The sequence below is a fragment of the Bernardetia sp. MNP-M8 genome (genome assembly GCF_037126285.1).
In the GTDB taxonomy this organism is placed as follows: Bacteria; Bacteroidota; Bacteroidia; order Cytophagales; family Bernardetiaceae; genus Bernardetia.
In genome coordinates this window covers 4,874,888-4,900,874 of record NZ_CP147012.1, presented here as the reverse complement: position 1 = coordinate 4,900,874, position 25,987 = coordinate 4,874,888, and the positions used below count along the sequence as shown (strand labels likewise).

General features: G+C 31.9%; 19 protein-coding genes. 12 read left to right on the top strand and 7 right to left on the bottom strand.

Features of this window, described 5'->3' with window-relative positions; all coding sequences use genetic code 11:
* Positions 1–263 precede the first annotated feature (263 nt).
* Together V9L04_RS19800 and V9L04_RS19795 are read right to left on the bottom strand one after the other, a co-directional pair.
* Positions 264–3,890 carry a M1 family aminopeptidase gene (locus V9L04_RS19800; protein WP_338791667.1) on the bottom strand — a complete coding sequence of 1,209 codons (3,627 nt, stop codon included), beginning with the start codon at positions 3,888–3,890 and terminating at the stop codon, positions 264–266.
* A gap of 179 nt (positions 3,891–4,069) precedes the next feature.
* Complete coding sequence (locus V9L04_RS19795) at positions 4,070–4,972, bottom strand: ABC transporter ATP-binding protein (RefSeq protein WP_338791666.1); 903 nt, start codon at positions 4,970–4,972, stop codon at positions 4,070–4,072.
* Positions 4,973–5,431: 459 nt separating this feature from the next.
* On the opposite strand from V9L04_RS19795, the gene V9L04_RS19790 reads away from it, so the two are divergent.
* The 7 genes from V9L04_RS19790 (at position 5,432) to V9L04_RS19760 (ending at position 12,428) form a co-directional block, all read left to right on the top strand.
* A complete protein-coding gene (locus V9L04_RS19790) occupies positions 5,432–7,183 on the top strand; it encodes a SulP family inorganic anion transporter (protein ID WP_338791665.1) in 1,752 nt (583 codons plus the stop codon).
* Between the two features lie 45 nt (positions 7,184–7,228).
* Complete coding sequence (gene can / locus V9L04_RS19785; RefSeq protein WP_338791664.1) at positions 7,229–7,882, top strand: carbonate dehydratase; 654 nt, start codon at positions 7,229–7,231, stop codon at positions 7,880–7,882.
* 245 nt (positions 7,883–8,127) lie between these two features.
* A complete protein-coding gene (locus V9L04_RS19780; RefSeq protein WP_338791663.1) occupies positions 8,128–8,823 on the top strand; it encodes a TetR/AcrR family transcriptional regulator in 696 nt (231 codons plus the stop codon).
* A 409-nt stretch (positions 8,824–9,232) separates the two neighbouring features.
* Positions 9,233–9,433: a 50S ribosomal protein L35 gene (gene rpmI, locus V9L04_RS19775; RefSeq protein ID WP_014796322.1), complete on the top strand. Its 201-nt coding sequence runs from the start codon at positions 9,233–9,235 to the stop codon at positions 9,431–9,433.
* A gap of 395 nt (positions 9,434–9,828) precedes the next feature.
* A complete protein-coding gene (gene rplT / locus V9L04_RS19770; protein ID WP_338764352.1) occupies positions 9,829–10,173 on the top strand; it encodes a 50S ribosomal protein L20 in 345 nt (114 codons plus the stop codon).
* A gap of 304 nt (positions 10,174–10,477) precedes the next feature.
* Positions 10,478–11,770 (top strand): hypothetical protein, encoded by a 1,293-nt coding sequence (locus tag V9L04_RS19765; RefSeq protein ID WP_338791662.1) that lies wholly within the window; start codon positions 10,478–10,480, stop codon positions 11,768–11,770.
* Positions 11,771–12,047: 277 nt separating this feature from the next.
* Positions 12,048–12,428, top strand: a complete 381-nt coding sequence (locus tag V9L04_RS19760; RefSeq protein ID WP_338791661.1) for a hypothetical protein — start codon at positions 12,048–12,050, stop codon at positions 12,426–12,428.
* Between the two features lie 132 nt (positions 12,429–12,560).
* Here V9L04_RS19760 and V9L04_RS19755 read toward each other — a convergent pair whose 3' ends face one another.
* On the bottom strand, positions 12,561–13,595 hold the full coding sequence (locus tag V9L04_RS19755; RefSeq protein WP_338791660.1) for an iron ABC transporter permease: 1,035 nt from the start codon (positions 13,593–13,595) through the stop codon (positions 12,561–12,563).
* Between the two features lie 84 nt (positions 13,596–13,679).
* Positions 13,680–14,216 carry a hypothetical protein gene (locus tag V9L04_RS19750; protein WP_338791659.1) on the bottom strand — a complete coding sequence of 179 codons (537 nt, stop codon included), beginning with the start codon at positions 14,214–14,216 and terminating at the stop codon, positions 13,680–13,682.
* 259 nt (positions 14,217–14,475) lie between these two features.
* On the opposite strand from V9L04_RS19750, the gene V9L04_RS19745 reads away from it, so the two are divergent.
* On the top strand, positions 14,476–16,209 hold the full coding sequence (locus tag V9L04_RS19745) for a hypothetical protein (protein WP_338791658.1): 1,734 nt from the start codon (positions 14,476–14,478) through the stop codon (positions 16,207–16,209).
* Positions 16,210–16,358: 149 nt separating this feature from the next.
* On the opposite strand, the gene pyk is transcribed toward V9L04_RS19745, so the two are convergent.
* Entirely contained in the window at positions 16,359–17,792 is a 1,434-nt protein-coding gene (pyk, locus tag V9L04_RS19740; RefSeq protein ID WP_338791657.1) for a pyruvate kinase, read from the bottom strand.
* A gap of 289 nt (positions 17,793–18,081) precedes the next feature.
* On the opposite strand from pyk, the gene V9L04_RS19735 reads away from it, so the two are divergent.
* Positions 18,082–18,834: a geranylgeranylglyceryl/heptaprenylglyceryl phosphate synthase gene (locus V9L04_RS19735; RefSeq protein WP_338791656.1), complete on the top strand. Its 753-nt coding sequence runs from the start codon at positions 18,082–18,084 to the stop codon at positions 18,832–18,834.
* 138 nt (positions 18,835–18,972) lie between these two features.
* Here the strand turns inward: V9L04_RS19735 and V9L04_RS19730 are convergent, their stop codons facing one another.
* The gene (locus tag V9L04_RS19730) at positions 18,973–21,348 is read right to left on the bottom strand and encodes an N-acetylmuramoyl-L-alanine amidase (RefSeq protein ID WP_338791655.1); all 2,376 of its coding nucleotides are present in this window, start codon (positions 21,346–21,348) and stop codon (positions 18,973–18,975) included.
* Positions 21,349–21,926: 578 nt separating this feature from the next.
* On the opposite strand from V9L04_RS19730, the gene phbB reads away from it, so the two are divergent.
* Positions 21,927–22,673, top strand: coding sequence for an acetoacetyl-CoA reductase (phbB, locus tag V9L04_RS19725; RefSeq protein ID WP_338791654.1), 747 nt, complete (start codon positions 21,927–21,929; stop codon positions 22,671–22,673).
* 129 nt (positions 22,674–22,802) lie between these two features.
* Here phbB and V9L04_RS19720 read toward each other — a convergent pair whose 3' ends face one another.
* Positions 22,803–23,930 carry a DUF4856 domain-containing protein gene (locus V9L04_RS19720; RefSeq protein WP_338791653.1) on the bottom strand — a complete coding sequence of 376 codons (1,128 nt, stop codon included), beginning with the start codon at positions 23,928–23,930 and terminating at the stop codon, positions 22,803–22,805.
* 395 nt (positions 23,931–24,325) lie between these two features.
* Here V9L04_RS19720 and V9L04_RS19715 point away from each other — a divergent pair, with 395 nt between their 5' ends.
* Both V9L04_RS19715 and V9L04_RS19710 read left to right on the top strand, forming a co-directional pair.
* Positions 24,326–25,189, top strand: coding sequence for a phosphatidate cytidylyltransferase (locus V9L04_RS19715; protein WP_338791652.1), 864 nt, complete (start codon positions 24,326–24,328; stop codon positions 25,187–25,189).
* Positions 25,190–25,415: 226 nt separating this feature from the next.
* Positions 25,416–25,970 (top strand): acyl-CoA thioesterase, encoded by a 555-nt coding sequence (locus V9L04_RS19710; protein WP_338791651.1) that lies wholly within the window; start codon positions 25,416–25,418, stop codon positions 25,968–25,970.
* Positions 25,971–25,987 lie beyond the last annotated feature (17 nt).

Here is a 25,987-nt window from a genome sequence, read left to right as displayed (position 1 = left end):
TTGTTTCATCCAAGTCAAATAAGATTGTTGAGTTTCTAGTAAAATTCTTGTTTCAAAATATGCATTGACATGTTCTGCAACTGCATTTTCGTAGGGATTATAACATTTTGTAATACTACACCGAATACGATTTTTAGTCAAAATTGTTTGATATTCATCACTACAATATTAGGAAGACACATCAGAAAAATAAAAAACCACTTTTAGAGTTTATTTTCTAAAAGTGGTTTTTTGTTGGACTTTTGACTTCAAATAAATAAAGGCTACTCTTTCTCTACTTTTTTGACATTATCATCAGGGTGTCTGTCGATAAGTTTATTAAGAGGATCAATTCCAGCTTTTACAGGCTTTCCTTTTACTTTAATTTTTAATGTAGAGTTTTCTTTTGTGATTTGATGTTTTTCAAGATATAAAAGAGGAGCAAACTTATAACCTTCTGCATTTGCTTCAGTTGGTTCTTCTCCATAAACTCCAATATCTATCCATTCAGTCAAAGGCAATTCAGTTTCTTTTCCTAAAGAATCTGCAACGACTTTTCCACTAGAGAGTTCTAAGGTAACTTCATACGTATCATTACCCAAATCTTTATAAGTTGCATTTTCGACTTGATTTTCATAAAAAGTAATACTTTCTACTAAATCAGTAATCAAATATTGAAGCGAATCAGGTGTAACAGCTTTTATTTCGTCTGTCAAATCAGTCGTAGTTGGATAATTTCCTTCACTAAACTTCCATTTATTGAGATAATTTTTCAAGGCAAGATTTATTTTATCTTCGCCAATATAATCCTGCAAAGCAAACATAATCAAAGAACCTTTACGATAATGAATATATTGCTGTCCTTCTACCAAATCTAAAGGAAGCTCTTTCTTTTTTTCATTACTTCTTCCTCTTAAGTAACTATTCAACTCATATATCAAGAATTTTTGAACAAGTTCTTTAGGATATTTATGTTTCATTACCATCAAAGCCGAATATTGAGACAGCGTTTCAGAAAGCATTGTACTTCCCTGCACAGGAGCTTCTGTAACTTGATGCCCCCACCATTGATGTGCTGTTTCATGTGCTGTAACATAATAATTCATATCAACATCTTCTTGCTTCATATCTAACATAAAACCAATTTCCTCTGAATAAGGAACTGTATTGGCAAATGATTGAGCAAACGATTGATAACGAGGAAACTCAATAATACGCAACTGGCGATGTTGATATTCTCCAAAATTTTCAGAGAAATAAGACAAAGCATCTTTCATTCCGTTCATCATTCTATCCAAATTAGCTGTATGTTCTTTGTGATAATAAATTTCAAGAGCAACTTCTTTTTGTGTTCCATTCGAATCAGTTTTTGACTTCCAAATATCTTTCATTACTTCATATTTGCCCGACTGCATAGCATAAAAATTAGCCATCGGAGCATCCATTTTGTAATGGAAATAACGTCTATCATTTTCTGTCCACTCTTTCTGTAAATAACCTGGGGCAATGGCAATTTGGTCAGGCGAAGTGCTTAAAACAATTTCAAAATCAATCATGTCAGCATCATTTCCAAAAAGATTATGCGAATGAAATTTCTCTTCCTCACGAGCTGGCATACGTTCTTTTTCTGGTAAATCATATTCTTTTCGTTTGTCATCACTTGAAATTTCATAGCCTTCATTGTATCCTAAAGAAGGAAAAAAGCCATTATTAAAGAATGTTCCGTTTTCTACCACTTGTGTATTACTTCCACGAGTGACAAATCCTTCTGTTTCCAAAACCATTTTAAAATTGAGTTTCATGATTTCATTGGGTTGTAAAGGTTTTGCAAGTGTATAGATTTCATAATTAAATTCTTCAAATTTATCTTTCAGACCAACTTCTTTTGAAAATTTCAGATATTCTGTTCGGATATTTCCTCTGTCTCCTTTTTGGATATGAATATCTTTTATAGGTTTATCTGTTTTGTTCTTGAGTGTAAAATAACCTTCAGCAACTACATTTCTTTCACTTGGAAAAATATCAACTTTAAGATTAGCAGCCGTTATTTTTGGTAATTCTACATCTTTGTATTGCTTCAATTCTTTTTCATAGGCTACTTGTTGTTTTTCTTGCTCTTTAGAATTTTTATATTCATTCAAAATATTAGTATTATAGAATGCAAAAGAACCTAAAAACACAACAGCAACAACGCTTACCATAAGACCAGCAACCCACACTTTATTGATTCTGTATTTTCCAATTTCAAATCGTGTTTTAAGATTTGTTTCTGTTCCTCTTACTGAGAAATAAATAGCTAAAAACAACAAAACTATAGAAAACATAATCCAATAGGCACTCATCCAAGAAAAAGGCGTTACAAAATGTCCAAACGTATTCATATCTGAATATGTACCTAAACTCATTCCACTTCCAAAGTGAAACAATGGATGCTCTACATCAATATATTGTAAAAGACCATCAACAATAAAAATTATAATCATTGTAGCAAATCCAATGAATTTATTATTGACCATGACTTGTACAAATAAGCCAAGTAAAGTGTAAATAATGAGCATCGAAAGTGTATCGGTAAACATTGTCTTGAAATACAAACCGAGTTCATAATTATAATATCCTTTGAAAGTTTGTATCAAAACGCCTGTAAAAATTAGCATCACAATCAAAACAGAATAGGATAAAAGAAGTCCAAAGAATTTACTAATAATTCCAATCCATGTTTGTGTAGGAAGTGCATCAAGAATTAAATCCATTTTAGCTTCTCGTTCTTTCCAAACCAATTCTCCTGTATAGAAAACAGCAATAATTAAGAAAAAGAGTGTAAACTGACTTTGAATAAGTTCTATAACAGAATACGTTGTAGGAAAAGAATATGCTCCATAAAGTCGATTCATATTCATTGAAGCAGCAAAAGTCATGAGCATTCCAGCAATTACGACAGCAAGAAAAGGAACTTCTTTAAAAAGACTTTTAAAATAGAAAATAGTTAGTTTGAAAACGTGTTGAGTGGTTGCACCAAAGCCAAAATGAAGATTTACTTTAGGTAACTTGGTAAGCACAATTGAAGTAGCAATCGTTTTCTTTTCTGCTTTAGGTTTTATAAAACTCTGACGAACAACACGAAAGGCAAAACCTTTGTATAAAACAAATAAAGATACAAAAGCAATACTGAGCCATAACAAACGATTATACAAAACAAAACCTGTAAGTTGTGCTGTTTGCGAGTTTTTCTGTGCAATAGACCAATATTCTGTTTGTCTTCTAAAAGCTGAAATTCCAAATGGATCTAGCCAAGCAACAATATCTTTATATTCTAATGAGCTAGAAAGTTGGAGTGCAACAATATAAAGCACCAAAAGTAAAATTCCTTGTGTATAAACGACTAACATTTTACGGCTCAAAGCACCACCAGCAAACATAATTGTTCCACTAATAAAGAGGTTTGTTATACCAAAAAGTAAAAATGGTTGTAAATAATGCCAAAGATTAAAGGCTAAAAAACGATCAGGCTCAGAAAATGATTTAAGATAACCTAAAGTCATTCCAAAGAAAGCACCACTAAAAACAAAAATTAGAATTATAAAAGAACCTATAAAACGCCCAAATAAATAATCTCGTTTAGTAATAGGCGTAGTAAAGAGCATAGAATGGGTTTTATGTTCAAAATCACGCAAAATTCCTACTCCCATAATAGCCGAAACTATCATACTAAAAAAAGCTGTAATAATCAGGATTGTATTGGCAAGAGTAACAGGAGCATTTATTTTGACTTGTCCTGCTGCGCCACCAATTTGTACAAAATCACTTGTCATGGCTGCAAGTGTAAGCAGAAAAAGAATGGCAAAATAAAGATAGGTTGCAGGACGCTTGAGCCTATATTTGAGTTCGAAACGAATGACTTCTAAAAGCATATTTCTTAGTGATTAGTGATAAATGGTAAGTGATAAGCGAATTACAGGAATGAGTTCTCATGTTTTTTTAAAAAACTTTGTTAGTAGTTTTCAGTAATCCACTATTCTTTCTAACTATTGACAGCCTTCTGAAAAGAATTGTCAAAGTCAAAAAACGAATAATTGAAATTAACTGGTTACTATTTGCTGGTAACTGCTAACTGGTGACTGCTAACTGTATTAAAATAAACATCTTCTAAATCAGCCTCAACAATTTCGAAACCTTCTTCAGGTTGCGTTTCAGAAAAGACATGAATGACTGGTTTTCCTGCGCTCATTCTATCCGAAATCACATTCATTCTCTTTCCATAACTTTCTACTTCATTTCTTTCAATTCGTTTTCTCCAAATCTTATTTTCTAGCTTTTCAATTGCTCTGAGAGGGTGAATCTGTAATAATACTTCACCTTTATTGATAATTGCCATATCCGTACACAGTTCTTTTACATCATCTACAATGTGAGTAGAAAGAATTACAATTGTGTTTTCGCCAAGTTCACTCAAAAGATTATGAAAACGATTTCGTTCGGCTGGGTCTAGTCCTGCTGTGGGTTCATCTACAATAATGAGTTCTGGATTGGCTAAAAGAGCTTGAGCAATTCCGAAACGCTGTTTCATTCCTCCACTAAAACCTCCTAAATTCTTTTTTCTTTTATCGTATAAATTTGTCTTATTTAAAAGCGCAGCTACTACTTCTTTACGTTCTTTTTTATTTGTAATTCCTTTCAAAACTGCCAAGTGATCCAATAAAACCTCTGCACTTACTTTTGGATAAACGCCAAATTCTTGAGGTAAATAGCCCAAAATTGAACGAACTTTATCTTTTTGTTCTAAGACATTTATTTCTCCTGTTGAAGATTGAAATGAAATTACTCCACTATCTGCTTCTTGTAATGTTGCTATTGTTCGCATAAGAGAAGATTTTCCTGCTCCATTAGGTCCTAAAAGTCCAAACATTCCTTTGTTAATAGTAAGGGAAACATCTGTAAGAGCTTGTACGCCATTGGCGTAAGTTTTATTGAGATTTTTGATGACTAATTGCATAAAAAGTAGTTAAGTGAGTGAAAAATGATTTTTAATTAACTTCTGTAATAGAGTGCTTTTTTTGTAATATGTTGCACGATAAGATTGAGAATTACAGTTTTTAAGAAAAATTTTATTTTGAGTGATTAAATAGTAAAGGTTATCACAATTATTTTTGTATAACAGTCTTCCAGACTGTTGAATTTGATAAAATACTGTTTCTGATGTTTAGACTAGAAGTCTGAACTATCTTAATACAAACCCTGATAAGGTTTATTACTTCATTTCCTTCCTTAAAATAACACAATAAGAATTTCAAAGTAGACCAAAATTTTGTATGTTTGTTTAAAACAAAAGTATTACTATCAAAAATACTTTTTATTTACTTCCTCAACAAGTAACACATTATCTTTTTGAAGTATTTCTAATGAAAAAGAAAATTAAAAAACACACAACTACTGCTTAACTACTCTTACAAAAATGCCTAATTCATTTCCCAAAATCACTAAAAACACCACTACTAAAAAAAACACTTATTCAGAACCTTCTCTTTTTGGAAACTTCAAATATGATGTTCCTGCTGGTTTAGTTGTTTTTTTGGTCGCTCTTCCTCTTTGTCTTGGAATTGCTGTGGCATCAGATGCCCCTGCATTTTCTGGTATTGTTGCAGGAATTTTAGGAGGCTTAATTGTTCCTCTTATTAGCCGTTCAGCTATGGGAGTGAGTGGTCCTGCTGCTGGTCTGACTGCTATTGTAGTATTAGGAATTGCAGACACAGGTAGTTTTGAGTTATTTTTATTAGCTGTTTTTTTGGGGGGACTTGTTCAACTTGTTCTTTTTTTTATGCAAGCAGGAACAATAGCTTATTTTTTACCCTCTTCTGTTTTGAAAGGAATGCTCGCAGGAATTGGTATGATTCTGATTTTAAAACAACTCCCTCATGCTCTTGGCTATGATGTGGAAGCATTTAGTGAAGATGAGTTTTGGATTTGGGGAACAGATCAAAATGCCGTTACAATGATTTTGGCAGCTCTTAAAAATGCTTCTAAAAACCTAAATGCAATTGTTATAAGTGTTATCAGTTTATTTGTATTAATTGTTTGGGATAGAATTCCATTTTTTAGAAAATTATCTTTTCTTCCTGCTGCTTTAATGGCTGTTGTGATAGGAACATTAATCAATGAAGCATACTTATATTATAACTTTGAATCTTCAATTTTTTCTCCTTTGGCTTCTTCTCATTTAGTTGATTTGCCCATGACAGATGAACTAAAAAGTCTTTCTACTCAATCTGTCCCTACCTTAGAGTTTATACAAATATCTCTTTCTAATTTTTGGCAACAGCTTACTTTTCCCAATTTTTCGCTTTGGGCTGAGCATATTAAAGACTGGGATATTTGGGTATTGGCTTTTACTATCGGTGTCGTGGCAAGTATAGAATCCCTTTTAACAGTTGAAGCTGTTGATAAACTTGACCCTTACAAAAGAAATTCGCCTCTTAATCGTGAGCTTTTGGCGCAAGGTATAGCTAATACTATTGCTGGTTTGGTAGGGGCAATTCCTGTAACAGCTGTTATTGTCCGAAGTACAGCAAGTATTGGTGCAGGTGGACGCACTCGTATGTCTGCCATTATACACGGATTGCTTTTGCTTATTTCTGTTATTTTCATTAGTCAATATCTCAATCATATTCCCTTGGCTAGTTTAGCAGCTATTCTTTTAGTAGTGGGTTATAAATTAATTACACCTTCTACAGTAAAAGAAATTTATCAAAAAGGAAGAGAGCAATTTGTGCCTTTTATAGTAACAGCAGTAGTTATTTTGTTCTCTGATTTACTTATCGGAATTATGGTAGGAATTGTCGTAGGTTTTTTCTTTGTAATTCGTGCAAATGTAAAAACAGCTATTTCTATCAAACAAGTTGGAAGAGATGAAAATCATTTTGAAATTGTCTTTAATAAAGATTTATCTTTTGTCAATCGTGCCTTTTTAAGAGATATTTTTGCCAGAATTCCTAATCATACTTCAGTGATAGTAGACGGAACAAAGGCTCATTTTATAGATAAAGATATTGAAGATACAATCAAAAACTTTATAAAAGATTCTGAGCAACATGACATTCAAGTTACTTTAAAAAATGTAACTTTTACAAGTTCAGAAGAAGCTATAAAAAAACATGAAAAGAAAAATGGTAATGATGATTTTTTTGAAGAAACAGAATCGTCGTTATGAACAGTACAAAACCAAGTAAATCTTTAACACAAACAAAAATAGAGTATGCCAAAATCTTATTTAGACTTATTAGAAAGTAATAAAAAATGGGCGTCTACAGTCCAAACGTATAACCCTACTTTTTTTGATGAATTATCACAAGGACAAAATCCAAATTATCTTTGGATTGGTTGCGCTGATAGTCGTGTACCTGCATCAGAAATTACAGGAGTAGTTCCAGGGTCAATTTTTGTACATAGAAATATTGCAAATATGGTTGTTCATACAGATATGAATATGCTGAGTGTGCTTTTTTATGCTGTAAAAGTTTTGAAAGTAAAACACATTATTGTTTGTGGACATTATGGGTGTGGTGGCGTGATTTCAGCCATGCAAAAAGAAAAATTTGGTTTTATTGACAACTGGCTTCGTCATATTAAAGATGTATATCGTTTGCACCAAACAGAGTTAGATGAAATTGAAAATCAAGAAGAGAGAGCAAACAAGTATGTAGAATTAAATGTTATGGAACAAGTTCTTAATTTATCTAAAATTTCTTTCTTAAATGAAGAGTGGGAAAAAGGTGAGTTTCCATATATCCACGGCTGGGTATATAGCTTGAAGGATGGAATTCTAAAAGATTTGAATATTACAACCAATACCACAGAAGGTTTGGAATCTGTTTTTAAGTTTAGTGAAAAGACAAGTAAAATATTCTAAAATAAGCCTACTATTGATTACTTTTGTATCCTTAAAATAAAATTTGCGCTTATTCTCAAGTATGATTTATCCAAAATTATACTTGAGAGAGAGTATTTTGTTTAGATTTAACAGACACTCACTCAACAAATATAAACGAAAGATACGTGAAAAATAAAATCACCTTTGTTATTTTATAGCATATAACACAACTTAAAACAAAACTATTTTATTTAAAATAATTACAATCATAACTAGTTAAAATATTGAAAACTCTACTATCCAAAATACAGATAAAAATAAATGAACGAGTTTATTTAAAAGACCCAGAAAGTTCTGAACTTGGACGTAAAATTGTGCGTCAAAGTATTTCACTTATAGATACAATAGGATTGGAAAACTTTACTTTCAAAAAATTAGCAAAAGAAATTGGTTCGACAGAAGCCTCAGTGTATCGTTATTTTGAAAACAAACACAAACTTCTTATTTATTTAGTTTCATGGTATTGGAATTGGATGGAATATCAGCTTGTCTTTCAGACTAGTAATTTAGAATCTCCTGAAAAAGCTCTTGAAACAGCTATTTCTACGCTTGCAAAGCCTATCGAAGTAGATAATCAGTATGATAACATTGATGCAACAGCTTTACATAGAATTGTAGTTTCAGAATCTGCAAAAGCCTATCTAACAAAAGAGGTAGATAATGATAATAAAGAAGGTTATTTTGCAAGCTATAAAAGACTTACACATAGAGTAGCTGAAATGATTTTGAAACTGAATCCAAAATACAAATTTCCAAATGCCATCGTTTCTATTATTATGGAAAGTTCGCATCAGCAAAGTTATTTTGCTAAACATTTACCTACACTAACAGAAGTAAAAGGAGATGATAATGAAGAGAGTTTGATAGAATTTTTGACCGACTTGATTTTTAATGCCTTGAAGGTAGAAAGGAAAAAATAAATTTTATGTGTTTTTATACCAGTTTTGCTCTCCTAACATAGTTTTAAACAACTAATTTTATTGGGCAATAACACACAAAAAGATTATGCAATTCAGACTACAAGTAGTTAGGGAAGTTGAATACAGAGTTTATAAATTTAGTCAAACTTAAAATAGACTGCCTGATTTATGTATAATTTATCTAAGAAATCTGTAACACTATTTCAGGACTAGATATTAATGTAAAATATAGTAAAAAATAATTTAGAAAGTAATTTAAAAAGTGCTACCTTTGTAGGCTCAAATGGATTAACCTGTATAGAGATGATTAAATTTAGATGATTGTCAAGGATTATTTGATTTATTTAATTTTGTATACCATTCATTTGATTTAAGTTGCTTTTTTTTAATTCAATAAAACAGTGCAATTATGCCTAAGATGAAAACCAACTCAGGCGCAAAAAAACGTTTCAAACTTACTGGTAGTGGAAAAATAAAGCGTAAACACGCATTTATGAACCACATTCTTACTAAGAAGTCACACAAACGTAAGAAGCGTCTTGCTCAATTTGCTATCGTTCATTCAACTGACGAGAAGCGTATCAAAAAATTGCTTATCAACATGAAGTAATAAATAGCAATTACGAATTAAAAACTACCACTTATGAGCATTAAGTTCTGATGATAAGTAGTTTATAATTTTCAAATTGATATCTTATTTCTATTTCTAAGCAAATTGTTTTTAATTTTTCTATAATTAGACCTAACTAAGTATAGAATAGACAACTATCGCATACAAATCGTGTATGCACCTTTTTTAATTTTAGGTTTCTTTTACCAGAGAATAGGCTCTTAGTATAAATTACGAATTAAAGACTACGAATTATGAATGAAAATTCAGCACAGTTGAAATTTCATTGATGATAAGTGACTTGAAAGCAGTAGCTTTAAAAAATTCTAATTTCAATAAGAACAAGTATAAAAGATTTTTTCTTTTGTCGCCAACTCTCAAAAATTGTTATAATTATGCCTCGTTCGGTAAACCATGTAGCTTCCCGTGCTCGTCGTAAGCGAGTAATGCAACACGCCAAAGGATTCTTTGGTCGTCGTAAAAATGTTTGGACAGTAGCAAAAAATGCTGTCGAAAAGAGTTTTGAATATGCCTATATAGGTCGTAAACTCAAAAAACGTGATTTCCGTAGTATCTGGATTCAACGTATCAATGCAGGCGCACGTCAGCATGGAATGTCTTATTCTCAATTTATGGGCAAAATTCATAAAGCAGGAATTACGTTAAACCGTAAAGTTCTTGCTGATTTGGCTATGAATCATCCTGAAGCATTTAAGTCGATTGTAGAAAAAGTAAAATAGATACCATCTATTTTATAAGACTATAATTTCTTATATAAGTTTTTAAAAAATCCTCTTTTCTATGATTTAGTTCTAGCGAAAAGAGGATTTTTGTTTTTTATAGAAAAAACTCTTCTAAAAGAATAAAAAATAGCAAAACTATTTTTAGTTGTCAAGAGTTTTTTTATCTTTCGTACTTACTTAATTTTGACACACAAATATTTTAATAGATTTTTAATATTATAATTACTTTTTCTTACTGAGCGTATATTTTTATCTTTTTGAATTCGTAATTTTTAATTTTATACTTGATTCAACCATTTAAGTGGAAATCGTTTTAACTATTTCAGCCTTTTTTTCAGACTTCTTCTCAAACCTAGATTGGGCACAAATCAAGGTCTTATTGGTGTATCTATCTATTCCTATTTCAAGTGGTATTATTGGTTGGGCTACCAACTGGATGGCTCTCTTAATGACTTTTTATCCTCTTGAGTATATAGGAATTAAACCTTTTGGTTGGCAAGGAATTATCCCTTCAAAAGCGCAAAAAATGGCTACCAAATCGGTAGAAATGCTGACATCCAAACTCTTACGTATAGAAGAACGCTTTCAACAACTTGACCCTATCATTGTTGCTCGTCAAATGCAACCTGAATTAGAAACATTGAGTGTCAAGATTATCAATGAAGCAATGGAAGCACAAGCAGGAGTGATTTGGAAAAACACACCAATTCCTATCAAAAAGCAAATTTATGAGCGTGCAAAACAAGAAATTCCGAATGCAGTAGTAGATATTATGCTTGAGGTAAATGGTCAAATTGACAAGTTATTAGACCTTAAACGGATTGCTATTGAAACTCTAATGGCTGACAAACAGCTTGTTAATGAAATATTTTTGCGTTGTGGTGAGAAAGAGTTTAAGTTTATAGAGGTTTCAGGTTTTTGGTTTGGAGGTCTTTTTGGTTTGGCTCAGATGGTTCTTTCTTATAATTTTTCTTCTGGTTCTTGGTTTATTTTACCTGGATGTGGTTTGATAGTGGGTTACTTAACCAATGTTTTAGCTTTAAAACTGATTTTTGAGCCTTTAGAACCTATTAATATTTTAGGAATTTATAAATTTCAGGGTTTATTTTTAAAACGTCAAAAAGAAGTAGCTAGAGAATATGCAAAAGTAATTACAGAAAAAATACTTCCTACTGAAGTTATGACAGAATATTTGGTAAGAGGTCCTGCTTCAGATAGACTCGCCATTATCATAAATAAAGAAGTTAGTAATTTGGTTGATAATGTAGTAGAAGATATGGCTGGGGCATCTCGTCCTATTTTTACACTTGTGGCAGGAAAGCGAATGGATATTGCCAAAAACATTGTTATGTTCCATTTTATGAGAGAACTTCCTATTGTCGTCAAACAAACAGAAGAATATGCAGAAGAGGCTCTCAATTTGGAAAACACACTTGCTGAGAGAATGGGAAATCTTTCTTTTAAAGAATTTGAAGAATTTTTGCGTCCTGTTTTTCAAGAAGATGAATGGATTCTGATTTTGGTAGGAGCTGTTTTAGGGATGTTTGCAGGTATATTACAATTTGTAGTAATGTGGTATTTTGGATTGGTTTAAAATTTGGAATCTTTATTTTAAAATTACATGCGTACTATTCCTAAAAAATGATTTTTATTTGCTTAATTTATAGGAAACAATCCATTAAAATAAAATTAATATAGAAAAAATCAATTATTTTGAGCTTTATTGCAACCTTTTTGCAAGTTTTTGGGTCATGATAATAAAGGGAATTTAATGTAATTATATTTAGTTAACAAGTTAAAAACACCTAACTAAACTCCTAATTTTTCCATTTTTATTATTATTTACTTATCTACTTCAAATTTGTATTCTCATGAAAGCCCACAATATTCCATTTATCTTGATGATTATCTTGATGCTTGGAGCAGGAATTACAGCCTGTCAAAAAATTAGTCCACAAGAAAAAAACTCTCAAGGAAGTTTATTAGTCCGTACTGCAACTATTCAAATTTTTGATGAAAATAGTGTAGACCAAGATGCTGACAGACTATGTGGCTATAAAGTGGCTTTTTTATTAAAAGATGGGACTTATATTCTTCCAACTAATTTGAATACTTTCTTAGAAGACCCTTCTCACAACCAAATTGTCAATATTACTTATCGTTCAGAAGATAGCAAAACTATAGATTGCGCAGAAGCAAAAAGTGTTTATTTAAGTCATGTCGATATTCCTTCTCTTTCAGATTTAGATTAATCAAAGTTTGTTTTCTGATGTAAATACCAAAGTAAAATTAAATGCAAATTAAAAATTAATTAGCGAGTGATTTGGCTTTGCCGAGCTATCAGTTATATGTATAGTTAATTTTTTATAGATACTTAACTGATTTCAAAGACTTCGTTTTTTTAGAATGACCCAAATCACGACAGGCGCACCAATAAGTGCTGTTACAGCATTGATAGGCAATACTTTTGAAGACATGGGAAGCTGAGAAACACTATCACAAATCAAGAGTAAAATTCCTCCAGCTAAGGCTACAGCAGGAATAAGAACTTGATGACGAGCCGTTTTTATCAAAATTTTGGTAAGATGTGGAACTGCTAGACCAATAAAACCAATAGGTCCACAAAAAGCAGTAATACTTCCTGCCAAAATACTTGTTGTGAAAATAATTCCTAAACGAGTTTTTTGCAAACTCAATCCCATACTTTGGGCATAACGTTCACCCAAAAGCAGTGCATCTAAAGGTTTGTGCATTGCCCAAGCTATCAAAAGTCCCATAAAATTCAGTACAAAAAGAAATGGTAGTTTATCCCACGTAACCTGCGAGAGACTGCCAAATGTCCATAATAGATACGATTTTATAGCCTCAGCATCACTAAAATATTGCAAAATACTAACAATTGCACCTGTCGCACTTCCAAACATTAGGCCTACAATTAAAAGAGCCATATTATTTGAAATTCTGATTGATGCAATAATAACCAACGACAAAACAAGTGCAGCTCCCAAAGTAGAAGCTATACTTGTTTGCCAAAGTGAATTTTGAGACAATAAGGAATTTAGAAAACTATTTGCAGAAAGTCCAGAAACGAAAAGCATCAAGATAGCTACTCCCAAACTTGCTCCAGAACTAATCCCAAGAACAAAAGGACCTGCCAAAGGATTACGAAAAAGTGTCTGCATTTGAAGTCCCGAAACAGAAAGAGCCATTCCAACAATAACAGCAGTTAGAGCTTTTGGCAATCTAAACTCCCAAATAATAGTAACCCAAGAGGACTTAGAAGCCGTTTTTTGAAAAATAATCGTCCAAATTTCAGATAACGGAATAGATACAGAACCCAAAGACAGATTTAATCCAAATAAAAAAGTCAAGACTATAAAAAGTGTACTAAAAATGAAAAGATAATTCTGTTTTTTCAAATTTCTAAGGATTGGGATTGGAAATTAGATAGTGGGAAATGAAAATACATTATTCATTCACAATTTACCACTTATCATTTACAACTATTTTTTAAAGTCTTGATTAATAAAATCTTCATTTTTTGGTGTCATAATTTTAATAAATTCGTGCTTACTCGCAACGTGGCAATTATTACAAGAACGCAAAAGTAATTGATAACCTTCTACAAAAGAAGTTTTGTCTTCTGATTCAATGTTTTTTTCTAGTTTTTCTATATTTGGGAAAGCCATTGTTTTGACCAGTCCACTAATTTCTGTTCCTTCATCAATAACATTATGGTCAATAATATCTTCCATTGTTTCTTCTAGTTCATGTGTATAAAATTGCGCTAGTTTCCAATTTTCATTCTGTCCTGCAAAATGAAGTTTTTGCATATAAGTTTGCATCCTAGCCATTGCAAGAGCAAGTTCGTAATGTTCCTCTTCTGTTTCTTTTTTATCAGAAGTTGGGGTTGTTTTTGGTAAATCTTGCTGTTTTGATTCCAAAATTTTTAAATCATCTTGTAAAGAACTAATTCTGAATTGTTGAAATCCAAAAAATACAATACATAAAGTAGCAAGAATAGCAAAGGCAATTTTCATAGTTGATTAAAATATATAGTGAGTCATTTTTTATTAATTCACAAAAGTACGAATTTAGAATCATTCTTAATAAAATAATTTGAAAAATATAAATGTTCACTTTGTAATTGCATAAATGACTTAAAATTCATTAATTTACATTACTATTTTACTGACAAATTATTCTTGTTTGGATTTATTAATTCTAACTCTTGATAAAATTCAATTTTTTAATTTGTGGCACACTACAACTACTAATTTTCCTATTCTACTCTTTCAGATGAAAAAAAAATACTTTTTATTACTTATTCCATTTTTATTTATTTTTTTATTATCCTTTAATGTATCTGCACAAACCGATTCCCTTTCAGGAACTTATGTAGATGAAGAAGGTAAATATTATCAGCAAGCAGATTTACCTGTTTATCTTCATATTTCTACAACCCCAAATGGAGAAAAAATCCCTTTATCTGGAAAAAAAGTAGGAGAAAAAGAAATTTCTGTTAAGCCTATTATTTTGGATGGACATGGAATTCATATCTTAAAACACAGTGATGGAAAAAATCCTAGAAATAGTTATGAATATATTATTTATGCTGATGGACTTCCACCAAATTCTACTTCAAAATTTGCAACTCCTTATGTATATCGCAAACAAGGAACTACTTTTTATGGACAAGATTTGAAGATTACATTGGATGTAAAAGACCAAATGTCGGGTGTAGAAGGTCTTTATTTTAATCTTGATGGATTAGGAAATCAGCCTTACACAAATATAATTTCGGTAGATTCGGAAGGTGACCATTTACTGCGTTATTTTTCATTAGATAAAGTGGGAAATGTAGAAAAAGAAAATACAAAAGAGTTTGTTGTTGATGTTTCTCCTCCTATAAGTACGTATAATGTTGTCGGAATTAACTCTGAAAATGTAATTTCATTAGGTACAAAAATTTATTTTACATTAGAAGATAATAGTGTTGGGGTAAAAAACACATTTTATCGTTTTGATGAACAAAGTTGGAAACCCTATTACAATAAAAGAAACTTACCCTTGCAAGCTCTAAGTGATGGCAATCACACACTTCATTTTTATTCTACTGATTATCTAAAAAATGAAGAAACGGCACAAAGCTTTTCATTTTACTTAGACAGAACTGCACCCATTATGTCTGCTGATGTTTTGGGAGATAAATTTATTGTTGGTCAGCAAGTTTATTTTTCTGGTCGTACAAAACTAAAACTTACAGCAGTTGATAATAAATCAGGTGTAAAAGAAGTTTGGTATTCGATTGATGGTGGAGAGTGGACACAATATAACGACCCTTTTTACTTGCCATCCAAATCAGGAACCCATACTATTCGTTATTATGCTGTTGATAATACAGAAAATATAGGTGTTGAGGGAGCTATTGACCCACGTTTTGATACATATAGACATAATGTAAGTGCCGTTTATGTAGATTTGACAGGACCAAAATTAGGTTATAATTATCAAGGAAAAACTTTTCAAAAAGCTGATGTTCTTTATATTAGTCCAGAAACAAATTTAAAATTGACAGCTACTGATGGCGAATCTGGTTTGCAACGAGTAACTTATAAAATAAATGGACAAGGTGAAGAAATTGAGTATAATTCTCCTTTTAATATTCGTGAATCAGGTTTCCAAAGTCTTGAAATTATTGGTTATGACAATGTAAATAATAGAAATACAATTAGCACTTCTTTTGCTGTCGATGGAGAAGCACCTACTGTTTTTTATCATTTTAGCACCTTGCCAGATGAAAGTAGAAATACAGCTTATCCTTCTTATGTACAGTTATTTTTGGGGGCGCAAGACGGACAGACCAATACTGAACAGATTTATTACCGTATAAATGGAAGTGGAAAACGCCTTTACAATGGAAAAATAAGTGGTTTTGCAAAAAACAAAAGCTATACAATTTTGGTAGAAGTAAAAGATAAATTAGGAAATATAGCTGAAGAAGAAATTATTTTTGAAACTTTAGAATATTAGAAAGTGATAGGCAGTTGTTTAACGTGAGTTTGAGATTAAAAATAGTCTATGTCTCGTCGGTAAAACACCAACAACAGCAATAAATAAAAAAAGCCTTTACGAGTCATAAAGGCTTTTTTATTTATCTAATTTCTGGACAAAAAATGGTATTACTCCATCTTGCTAAGTTTCAATACATTAGTTCTTTGTTTTTCATCAATTGGCATGCTGGCAGTATTGACAAATAAATCTCCTTTCTGAATATGTCCTTTTTCAAATAAAATCTCTTGAGTATCTTTAAAAGTTTGGTCTGTCGAAACAAATTTATCATAATAATAACCACGAACTCCCCAAACTAAATTGAGTGTCGTAAGCAAATTATTATTTGAAGTAAAAATAAAAATACCTGCTTTTGGACGATGACTAGCCAACTGAAAAGCTGTATATCCTGACTGGGTCATCGAAATAAGAGCTTTTGCATGAACATTTTGAGCCAAGCGACAAGCCGTCGTGATTACACTTTTACTAGTATAATCTACCATTGAAGTAGGAATTGGATAATACTGATGATAAACCGATTCTACATTTACTTCAATAGAACTAATCGTTTTGACCATACTTTTGATTACCTCAACTGGATATTTTCCAACTGCTGTTTCTCCACTTAACATAAGCGCATCTGCTCCATCCATCACTGCATTAGCTACATCATTTGTTTCTGCACGAGTAGGACGAGGATTTTCTATCATAGATTCCATCATCTGAGTAGCAATTATAACAGGTCTTGCAGCTTCATTACATTTTCTGACAATTCTTTTCTGAACTACTGGCACTTCTTCGGCATTTATTTCTACTCCCAAATCTCCACGAGCTACCATCAAAGCATCTGCTTCTTCAATAATACTATCAATATTGGCAACAGCTTCTGGACGTTCGATTTTGGCAATCGTTCTCATTTTGCTGTCATGCTTTGTAATTATTTCTTTCAAACGAATCATATCACTTGCATTACGAACAAAGGAAAGAGCTACCCACTCCACTTCATTTTCAATTCCAAACATCACATCTTTCAAATCTTTTTCTGTCATTGAAGGTGCAGAAACATTTGTATTGGGAAGATTGATTCCTTTTCTTGGCTTTAGAGTTCCTCCTACAATTACTTTTGCAATGACATCGTTTTGATCTTTATCTGAAACGACTAATTCTAACTTTCCGTCATCCATCAAAATAGGTTCTCCAATCTTTACATCTCTAACAAAGTCTTCATAAGCACAACTGATGCGCTCTTTTGTCCCCATAACTCCTTTATCAGTTGTGATACGGATTTTTTCTCCTTTTACGAGTTCTATTTGTCCTCCTTCAATATCTCCTACACGAATTTTAGGACCTTGCAAATCTTGGAGAATACAAACATTAAATTCAAATTTGTGATTGAGTTCTCTAATTATGTCTAATACCTTTTTGTGATCGTCATAAGAACCATGCGAAAAATTAAGACGAAAAACGTCTACTCCTGCTACCATAAGCTCTAAAAGCTGCTCACGAGTAGAAGAAGCTGGACCTACAGTTGCAATTACTTTTGTTTTGTTGAAGCTAAATTTCATATTTATTGTGAAGTCGGTTATGAATATGTATTTTTGTATAAACTTACAACATTCGTTGTTCAATTACGAATTACGAATTAAGAATTATGATATTTAACTTGAAATTCAATTTGAATTATTTTTTAATACTGCTTTTTTCTTATTGAAAAACATTATTAGATTGTATGAGAAATTCTGAAAAGATATTGTTCCATACCTTATAGAACATAAAGAGTTTTTAAACAGAATCAGAAGTACATGACACAAAACTCAAATGGTAATTTGAAATTAACTGATAACTGATAACTGCATGAATGTATATCCTCAAATTTTAGAAGCAGCACTTAAAGGACAAAAAATGTTAGCTGTCTTGATAGATCCTGACCGTATAGACCCTAAAAAAACGGCTCTTTTGGCTGCACAAGCTGCTCATTATGGAATTTCTTTTTTTATGGTTGGTGGAAGTCTTCTGACAGAAGGTGAAGTTTCTCAAACAGTCAAACTCATAAAATCACATGCTAGATTGCCTGTTGTTTTGTTTCCTGGTCATTATTTTCATCTTGCTCCTGAGGCTGATAGCCTATTTTTACTTTCTCTTATTTCAGGAAGAAATCCAGAATATTTGATAGGACAACACGTAGCAGCAGCTCCAAGACTGCGTAGAATGGATTTAGAAGTAATTCCGACAGGTTACATGCTTGTTTTGTGTGATAATCTAACAACAGTTTCTTATGTCAGTCAGACTTTGCCAATTCCTTATGAGAAAGCAGAAGTAGCAGCCAATACAGCACTTGCAGGTGAGTATTTAGGAATGCGTTTGGCTTATTTGGATGGTGGAAGTGGCGCAGCAAAACCAATTTCTCCAAGAATGATTCGAACTGTAAAACAAAGTATAAACATTCCTTTAATTATTGGAGGAGGAATCAGAACTCCTGAGGCATTACATATGGCTTTTGCTGCTGGTGCTGATGTAGTTGTGGTAGGAACACGCTTAGAAGAAGAACCTGCTTTAATTGCTGATTTTGCAGCCGTTTTGCATCAATTTAATAAGAAAAAGGTATAGTTGAATCAAAAAAAAATCAAATTATAATTACTATTTGTAAAGTAAAAATTCTATAAAATTTTAATCAAAAACCCTTTATTTCTAATTAGAAATAAAGGGTTTTTGATTTATAAAACGGCTGAAAAATAAGTTTAGATTCTAAATTTTTACCAAGCGAAGTGATTTAGTTCCTTCATTAGTAGAAATTCTGACAATATATGTTCCTGCTTTCAAGCGAAGATTAGAGAGTTCAAACTCTTCATTCTGTGTTCCTTCTTCTTTATTTCCTTGATAAAGTATAGAAATTTCTTCTCCCAAAACATTATACAAACGAATACTAACCTCAGAAGATTCTTTCAAAGAATAAACAACATGCAAACGAGAGTTCATCATCGGATTTGGAAACAAAGAACTAATTTCTTCTTCTTTTACAGAAATGTTTGAAATATTCACTTCTGCATCTCCTATCGAAGACCAATTATTTGCAGCATCTTTTACAAGTGATTTTATTTTTGCTGCTGGTCTTCCATTTACTCGTACATCATTCGAAGTGTGTGAGCCTACTGTAATTATTTGACTTGTATCACGAGATTTATAGACTTTCAAATCGTCAAAATCTACAGACGCATCATTGGTACGCAAAGAGATATAAGAACCAAAAGTAAGAGGACTAGAATCTATCCAATCCAAAATAGGATGACCATTTTTAAAAACTTCTATTTTGCCAGAATTGGTATTATAAGCAATTTTGTAATCTGCCCAGTTATTGTCTGTCGAAAGTGTAGCATCTATACGACTGTAAAGCACATTATCTATCGTTTCATAGATATAAACCTTATTTGCATCAGTAGCAAACCAAATCAAATACGAATTTCCACGCTCTCTTAAAGTCTGAGAACTTGCCATAATATGTATTCCAAAACGACGATTTCCAGACATGTTATTTACTTTTGCAGCAAAATTATAGAGATAGACATTTCCTTGTGTCTGAGAAAGCTCCGTCGAAATAGAGGTATTTGAATTTAAACTAGATTGTCTTAAACGTCCTTCTGAGGTTTCTTTCCAAGTACCTTCCCAGTCATCCAAGCCTTTTGTATAATCTGAATGAATAGATAAATTATCAAAATTATCATTAAAAAAACCTTTATTTTTATTACCTCTCCATTCAGATTCTACAGACTCCAAGACTTGATAAAAACGAGCAACTACACCCATATTATCTGTATCTGTAAAAACTGCTGTAAAATTATCAGTTGCACTATTTGGCACAGAAATACTTGTTGTTGGAGGAATTGTATCTCCTGTTGGAGGAAGAGGTGTGCCATCACAATCATTTTGAATCATTGAGTTTACATCGGCCCTTACTATTGGAAGAAGAGAATAAAGCGAATTACCTGGGCAAGAACTACATTCACCATCACGATGACCAGCAATATTTTTGATATTTCCACCTGTTGAGTGATGATAAGAAGAACCTAACGCATTAATAGTTTCTTTGTCTGCTTTCCAAGCCAATAATTTTTTCAAGCTCATCATGGCTTCATTAGTCGGATTTTGATTTTTGAAACTTCCTAATATACAAATACCTTGTGTATGTGCATTATATCCACAAAAATGCGCTCCAATTACGTCTTCAGGTCTTCCTTGATAAATTACTCCTGATTTGTGAATCAAATAATTATATCCAATATCTGACCAACCATTTGAGTTTTGATGCAGGTCTTGAATAGCTCTAACTGCTGCTGCACCATCACTCCAATCATATCCGTCAGCATGATGTACTATCAAATGAGTAACATTTGTATAAGAATAACTATTTTTTGGTGAGTTTGCCCCCCAACTGCTACGAGAAACTATAGGAGGTTGAGAACAATCACCATCTTGAATATAATTTATGATGTCTTCTTGTGCCTTTTTGAGTGTTTTTTTTGGAGTTTCCCCTGGACTATAAAACGACACTTCTACATCTTTGATGCTTGCTGGTTCTTTACTTCCTGTCTTCCAAGAAATTCTATATTGTATAAAACGAGTTTCTTTTGGCAAAAAACTAGCTACGGAAGTGATTCGTTTTGCTTCTTTTTGATTTTCAATGTTTACATGTCCATCAAAAGTTGTTTGTTCCCAAGTATTCCATTTTTCACCATCAATAGAAGTCCTTTGTTCGATAGTCAAAAACTCATCATGCAAATTTTCACCTTTCCAAGTAGTATACGCAGAAATAAAAGGTGTTGGATTTTTAAGTTCAATTTTGATAGCTTTTGTGATAAAATTTCCTTTTTGTAGGATGTCTTTAAGTGTAAAACTTTTTTCACTTTCATCAAAAACTAGATTTTGATTTTCTAAAAGGCTCTCTGCGTTCGAAAGCAAAAAACTAACTTGCACCCTTCCCTCATGTGGAAAAGTATTTTTTTCAAAATTTTGAGTTGCAGTAGTATCTGTATTTTCTGAATCTTGTGCTACTAAATAAGTAGGACATACTAGTGAAACAAAAGATAGAATGAAAAATAAGGCTAACGAGAAAACAATTTTCTGCATCGGTTGGTGTATATTTTATAAGATAAAGGGATTGTTTGGGACTTTATACAAGAATATAATTAATATTCTTAACCAAATTTTCATATAAATGATTTAATTATGAAACTGTGTGTTTTAAATTTCAGGACTATTTCTTTTCATAAATAGTATAAATCCAATGTAGATGAATGATGTTGGTAAACACTTTCTATCCTTCAAAGATAAGTATTAATTATTGTGATATAAAAATATTAATTTGAACTTTTCAAACAAATTACTGTAAAACTGGTGTAACAAATTTGTATTTAGGATTTATAGGGTAAAAATTGATTAACTATCTTTGCCCTAAAAATATCTAATTGATAACGTTTTTTTTATTTTTTAGTGTGCATAAAACTTCTCAAAAAAGTATTTTAATTTTTACTGAAGGCTTCATATAGTTTAATTTTTAGGACAAAAAAATCTCTTCCTTAAAATTTGTTATTTAAGTTTGTATTAAACTTTCAATTTTAAGAGCAGATTTAACAAAAAAAATAGTAGCTTTGAATCAAATGGATTATCAATAAAAATTCATACAAACACACAATAAATTTTATATCATGGACAAAAACAATAAAAAAATTGCCTTAGTAACAGGCTCAACAGGTGGAATTGGAACAGCAATTTGCAAGAAACTACACGATGAAGGTTATACTGTTGTAGCGCATTATCGCAACAGAGAAAAAGCTGAAGAGTGGAATACAAAACTCAAAGATGATGGATATGATTTGCCTTTAGTAATGGCAGATGTTGCTGATTTTGATGAAGTAAAAAAGATGTTTGAAGACATTGAAAGTAGAGTTGGCACAGTAGATATTTTGATCAATAATGCTGGAATTACTCGTGATGGTTCATTTCGTAAAATGTCTTTTGAGCAATGGAATTCTGTAATTAATGCCGATTTGACAAGTGTTTTTAATTGTTGTCGTCATGCTATTAATCCAATGCTAGAAAATAGTTTTGGCAGAATTATCAATGTTTCTTCTGTGAATGGTCAGCGTGGACAATTTGGACAAGTAAATTATAGTGCAGCCAAAGCAGGCATGCACGGATTTACAAAAAGTTTGGCAATGGAAACGGCTCGTAAAGGAGTTACTATCAATACTGTTTCCCCTGGGTATATTGCTACTGATATGGTTATGGCTGTTCCAGAAGAAATTCGTAATCAAATTATTGCAGAGATTCCGATGGGAAGATTAGGAACGCCAGAAGAAATTGCAGAAATTATTGCTTATATCGTTTCGGATAAAGCAGGTTTTGTTACAGGCGCAAACTTTGCTATTAATGGTGGACAGCATGTTTATTAATGAATAATGAGAGTTAATATATCATTTGAATTACCAGAATAACTAAAAAAGACTTTCAAACTCTATTGTTTTGAAAGTCTTTTTTATACTCAAGGATTTTATACTGAAGCAAAGGAGAAATACACAGTTTTATTTTCTGTCTTGCTCACTTACCCAGTTATATTCAAAATCAATCATATCTTGCTCAGTAAATTTATAGACTTGTTTTAACTTATCGATAGCTGATTGAAGTTTTGGCAATTGATTAAAAGAATCTGTAACAAAAGTATAAGAAGTAGCATTTCCATTTGCAGGTACGTTCATATATTCCAAAATTTGGTCAATATCAGCATCACTTATTGATTTATCATTTTCAGAAATACCTTTCCATCCGTATACAAATCCAACAGCTTCACTATATGAGTGTAAGGCAGAAGCTCTATCTGCATCATTAACATCTGTTTTATTGAGTTTCGAAATTGTTCCTAAGAGATAGTTTATAACAGTTGCCATGTTTGATTTTTCCCAGTTATAACGAAAATCTGAAAGAGCTTTATCACGGTCTTGATTATAATCTTGTCCTTTTTCGATAGCTGCTTTTGCTGTAATCAAATTGGTTTTGATAGAAGTATAAAGACCATTTCCATCATTTTTATCTCTACGAGCTGCATATTTTGCTGCAAAAATATCTTTATTTTCTGTTGCTGCATCACTATTTTTGAAAGAAGGATGCGCTCCGAAAATAGCCACCAAACGATCAATATCAGCAGCGTTAATTTCATTTCCTTTAATTATTGTAAGAGCATGATTATAAAGAGCTGCACCAAAAAGACCTTTCTCTACTACTTGTTCTATTTCTAGACCATTCTCATCAAATAAATAACCTCCATACACACCACCTTCACCAATTGGTGCAGTAAGTGGGTCAAAAGTTCCACCACTTGCTTTTGCTAATTCAGGCAACCAACTGGTAACTTTATCAGCATAATAAGTTGTGGTAATGTCTTTCAAAGATGGATTTCCTTGACTAAAAGCTGCTAAAAGTTCAGTTTCATCTACTCGTGCGCCAGTTCTTCCAACTTGCATTTTAGAAGCTAATTCTGACAGATTTGTACGAATAGCTAATTCTGTACTTGCATTACTTTCATAAGCTGTACTCTCATAACTTGTCGGTATTTCCAAAGTAGGGAAAGTTACGTCTGTTGTTTCTTCTTCACAAGAAAAGAAAGAAAAAGAAAGAGCTAAAAGAAAAAATGAGTTTTTCCAGTTAAATTTCATATTGTGTTTTGTTTTAGTAATTTTTAACTACGTTTATTTAGACTTATTTTAAATAACGAATCAAAAGTACGGTACTATTTTCAAAATTACAAGTAGCAGTCTATTTTTTTCTAGTTTAATGGTTGTTACTAAGACACTCACAATGACAACAAAATAATATTTTCAGAAATTCATATAGTTATTATTGGTCGGATTTTTACCTTAAAAACTCTCAGATAACTACAAATAACACCTAAAAAAGCATTCTTAAAAGAAGTTAGATAGGAAAAACTAGAATATCATTTTTTTGCTTTCTGAATTTTATGTAGTTTTAGTGTTTATAATTTTTCTTGCAGTCATTATTGTACTCAGTACAGAAAAAATATCATAAATTTACTACGACTTATCCATAAAGAATGCGCCTAAACTTAGACAAGTTTTCCGAACTCCAACAACGCATCATTACAGGAATTTTGGGAGCAATCACAATTCTGACAGCGATTATGTGGAGCGAATGGACTTATTTTTCGCTTTTTTTCTTCATTAGTATGTTTGCGCTTTGGGAGTTTTACAAACTTTTAGGCTTAGACGGAAACTCACCTTTGCGTACTTTCGGTACACTAAATGGTCTTTTTCTATTTACATTATCCTTTCTGATAGAACGTTTTGCACTCAATCCAAATTATTATATTCTCTTGTTGGTAAGTCTTTCGGGAGCTTATTTTATCAAACTTTACAAAAAAGGAGAAACCAAACCTTTTCATAACATTGCCTTTACTTTTCTAGGAATTATTTATGTTGCTCTACCTTTTGCACTCTTAAATATTGCTGTTTTTAAAGACCAACAATATTATTATGAAATTATTTTAGGTTCTCTATTTATTCTTTGGGCAAACGATACAGGAGCTTATTTTTCTGGTAAAAACTTTGGCAAACGCAAGCTGTTTGTTCGTATTTCTCCTAAAAAGACATGGGAAGGAAGTATAGGAGGAGGAATTTTGGCTTTGATTGTCGGTACTACATGGGGATATTTCTTTCAAGAAACACTCGCTTTATGGCAATGGATAGGAATTTCACTCATTATCATCGTCGCAGGAACATACGGTGACCTTGTCGAATCTCTCTTTAAAAGAAGTATGAGTATAAAAGATTCTGGTTCTGTCTTACCAGGACATGGAGGTTTTTTAGACCGTTTTGATGGACTTTTAATTGCAGCTCCTTTTATTGTTGCTTTTTTAAGAGTTGTTCCAATTATTATTGAAGAATTTTTTGGAAAGTAATGATCTAATACTATTGCCCAATACCTACAAGTTACTCAGAAACTACCAGTAAGAGATATTTTTTGGTTGTTTGACAATTTTTGCAGATTTTATTCGAATTTTGAATATTGATGGTCGTCGGTGAGGACACCAACAGTGGCTATAACCTGCCGTTGTTGGTGTAAAACCTACAACATAGTACAAAAATTGTCAGAGAACCTATTTTTTTAAGCTCAAAAAAAGAAAAATGAATAAAAAATTCAAACACATCAAAGAATCTAAAGTGACCATTACACAATTAATGTTGCCTTCTCATTCCAATTTTAGTGGAAAAATTCATGGAGGGCATATTCTCAACTTGATGGATCAGATTGCATTTGCTTGTGCTTCCAAACATTCAGAAAACTATTGTGTAACAGCTTCTGTAAATAGAGTTGATTTTCTAAATCCTATAGAAGTAGGCGAATTAGTTACTTTAAAAGCATCAGTTAATTTTACAGGAAGAACCTCTATGGTGGTTGGTCTACGAATCATTTCTGAAAATGTTATTACTGGTATTACCAAACATTGTAATTCTTCTTATTTTACGATGGTTGCAAAAGATGAAGACGGGAAAAGCACACCTGTCCCCGGAATTATTCTGACCACAAAAGAGGAAATACGACGTTTTGCTAGAAGTATTACAAGACAACAAGAAGGCACAAACAGAACTTCAAGATTTAACAGTAAAGTTTTCAAAGTTGATGATTATCTGCATCTCTTTGAAAATAGTAATTCCAAAATTGAATTAAAAGAAAAGTAAAGAATAAGCCTTATCAC

Bases quoted from the DNA above. Each gene is read 5' to 3' on its own strand.
- pyk (WP_338791657.1), bottom strand. From the start codon at position 17,792: ATGAAATTTAGCTTCAACAAAACAAAAGTAATTGCAACTGTAGGTCCA.
- V9L04_RS19735 (WP_338791656.1), top strand. From the start codon at position 18,082: ATGAATGTATATCCTCAAATTTTAGAAGCAGCACTTAAAGGACAAAAA.
- V9L04_RS19790 (WP_338791665.1), top strand. From the start codon at position 5,432: ATGCCTAATTCATTTCCCAAAATCACTAAAAACACCACTACTAAAAAA.
- rplT (WP_338764352.1), top strand. From the start codon at position 9,829: ATGCCTCGTTCGGTAAACCATGTAGCTTCCCGTGCTCGTCGTAAGCGA.
- V9L04_RS19710 (WP_338791651.1), top strand. From the start codon at position 25,416: ATGAATAAAAAATTCAAACACATCAAAGAATCTAAAGTGACCATTACA.
- V9L04_RS19795 (WP_338791666.1), bottom strand. From the start codon at position 4,972: ATGCAATTAGTCATCAAAAATCTCAATAAAACTTACGCCAATGGCGTA.
- V9L04_RS19745 (WP_338791658.1), top strand. From the start codon at position 14,476: ATGAAAAAAAAATACTTTTTATTACTTATTCCATTTTTATTTATTTTT.
- V9L04_RS19730 (WP_338791655.1), bottom strand. From the start codon at position 21,348: ATGCAGAAAATTGTTTTCTCGTTAGCCTTATTTTTCATTCTATCTTTT.
- V9L04_RS19750 (WP_338791659.1), bottom strand. From the start codon at position 14,216: ATGAAAATTGCCTTTGCTATTCTTGCTACTTTATGTATTGTATTTTTT.
- V9L04_RS19715 (WP_338791652.1), top strand. From the start codon at position 24,326: ATGCGCCTAAACTTAGACAAGTTTTCCGAACTCCAACAACGCATCATT.
- rpmI (WP_014796322.1), top strand. From the start codon at position 9,233: ATGCCTAAGATGAAAACCAACTCAGGCGCAAAAAAACGTTTCAAACTT.
- phbB (WP_338791654.1), top strand. From the start codon at position 21,927: ATGGACAAAAACAATAAAAAAATTGCCTTAGTAACAGGCTCAACAGGT.
- V9L04_RS19720 (WP_338791653.1), bottom strand. From the start codon at position 23,930: ATGAAATTTAACTGGAAAAACTCATTTTTTCTTTTAGCTCTTTCTTTT.
- can (WP_338791664.1), top strand. From the start codon at position 7,229: ATGCCAAAATCTTATTTAGACTTATTAGAAAGTAATAAAAAATGGGCG.
- V9L04_RS19800 (WP_338791667.1), bottom strand. From the start codon at position 3,890: ATGCTTTTAGAAGTCATTCGTTTCGAACTCAAATATAGGCTCAAGCGT.
- V9L04_RS19760 (WP_338791661.1), top strand. From the start codon at position 12,048: ATGAAAGCCCACAATATTCCATTTATCTTGATGATTATCTTGATGCTT.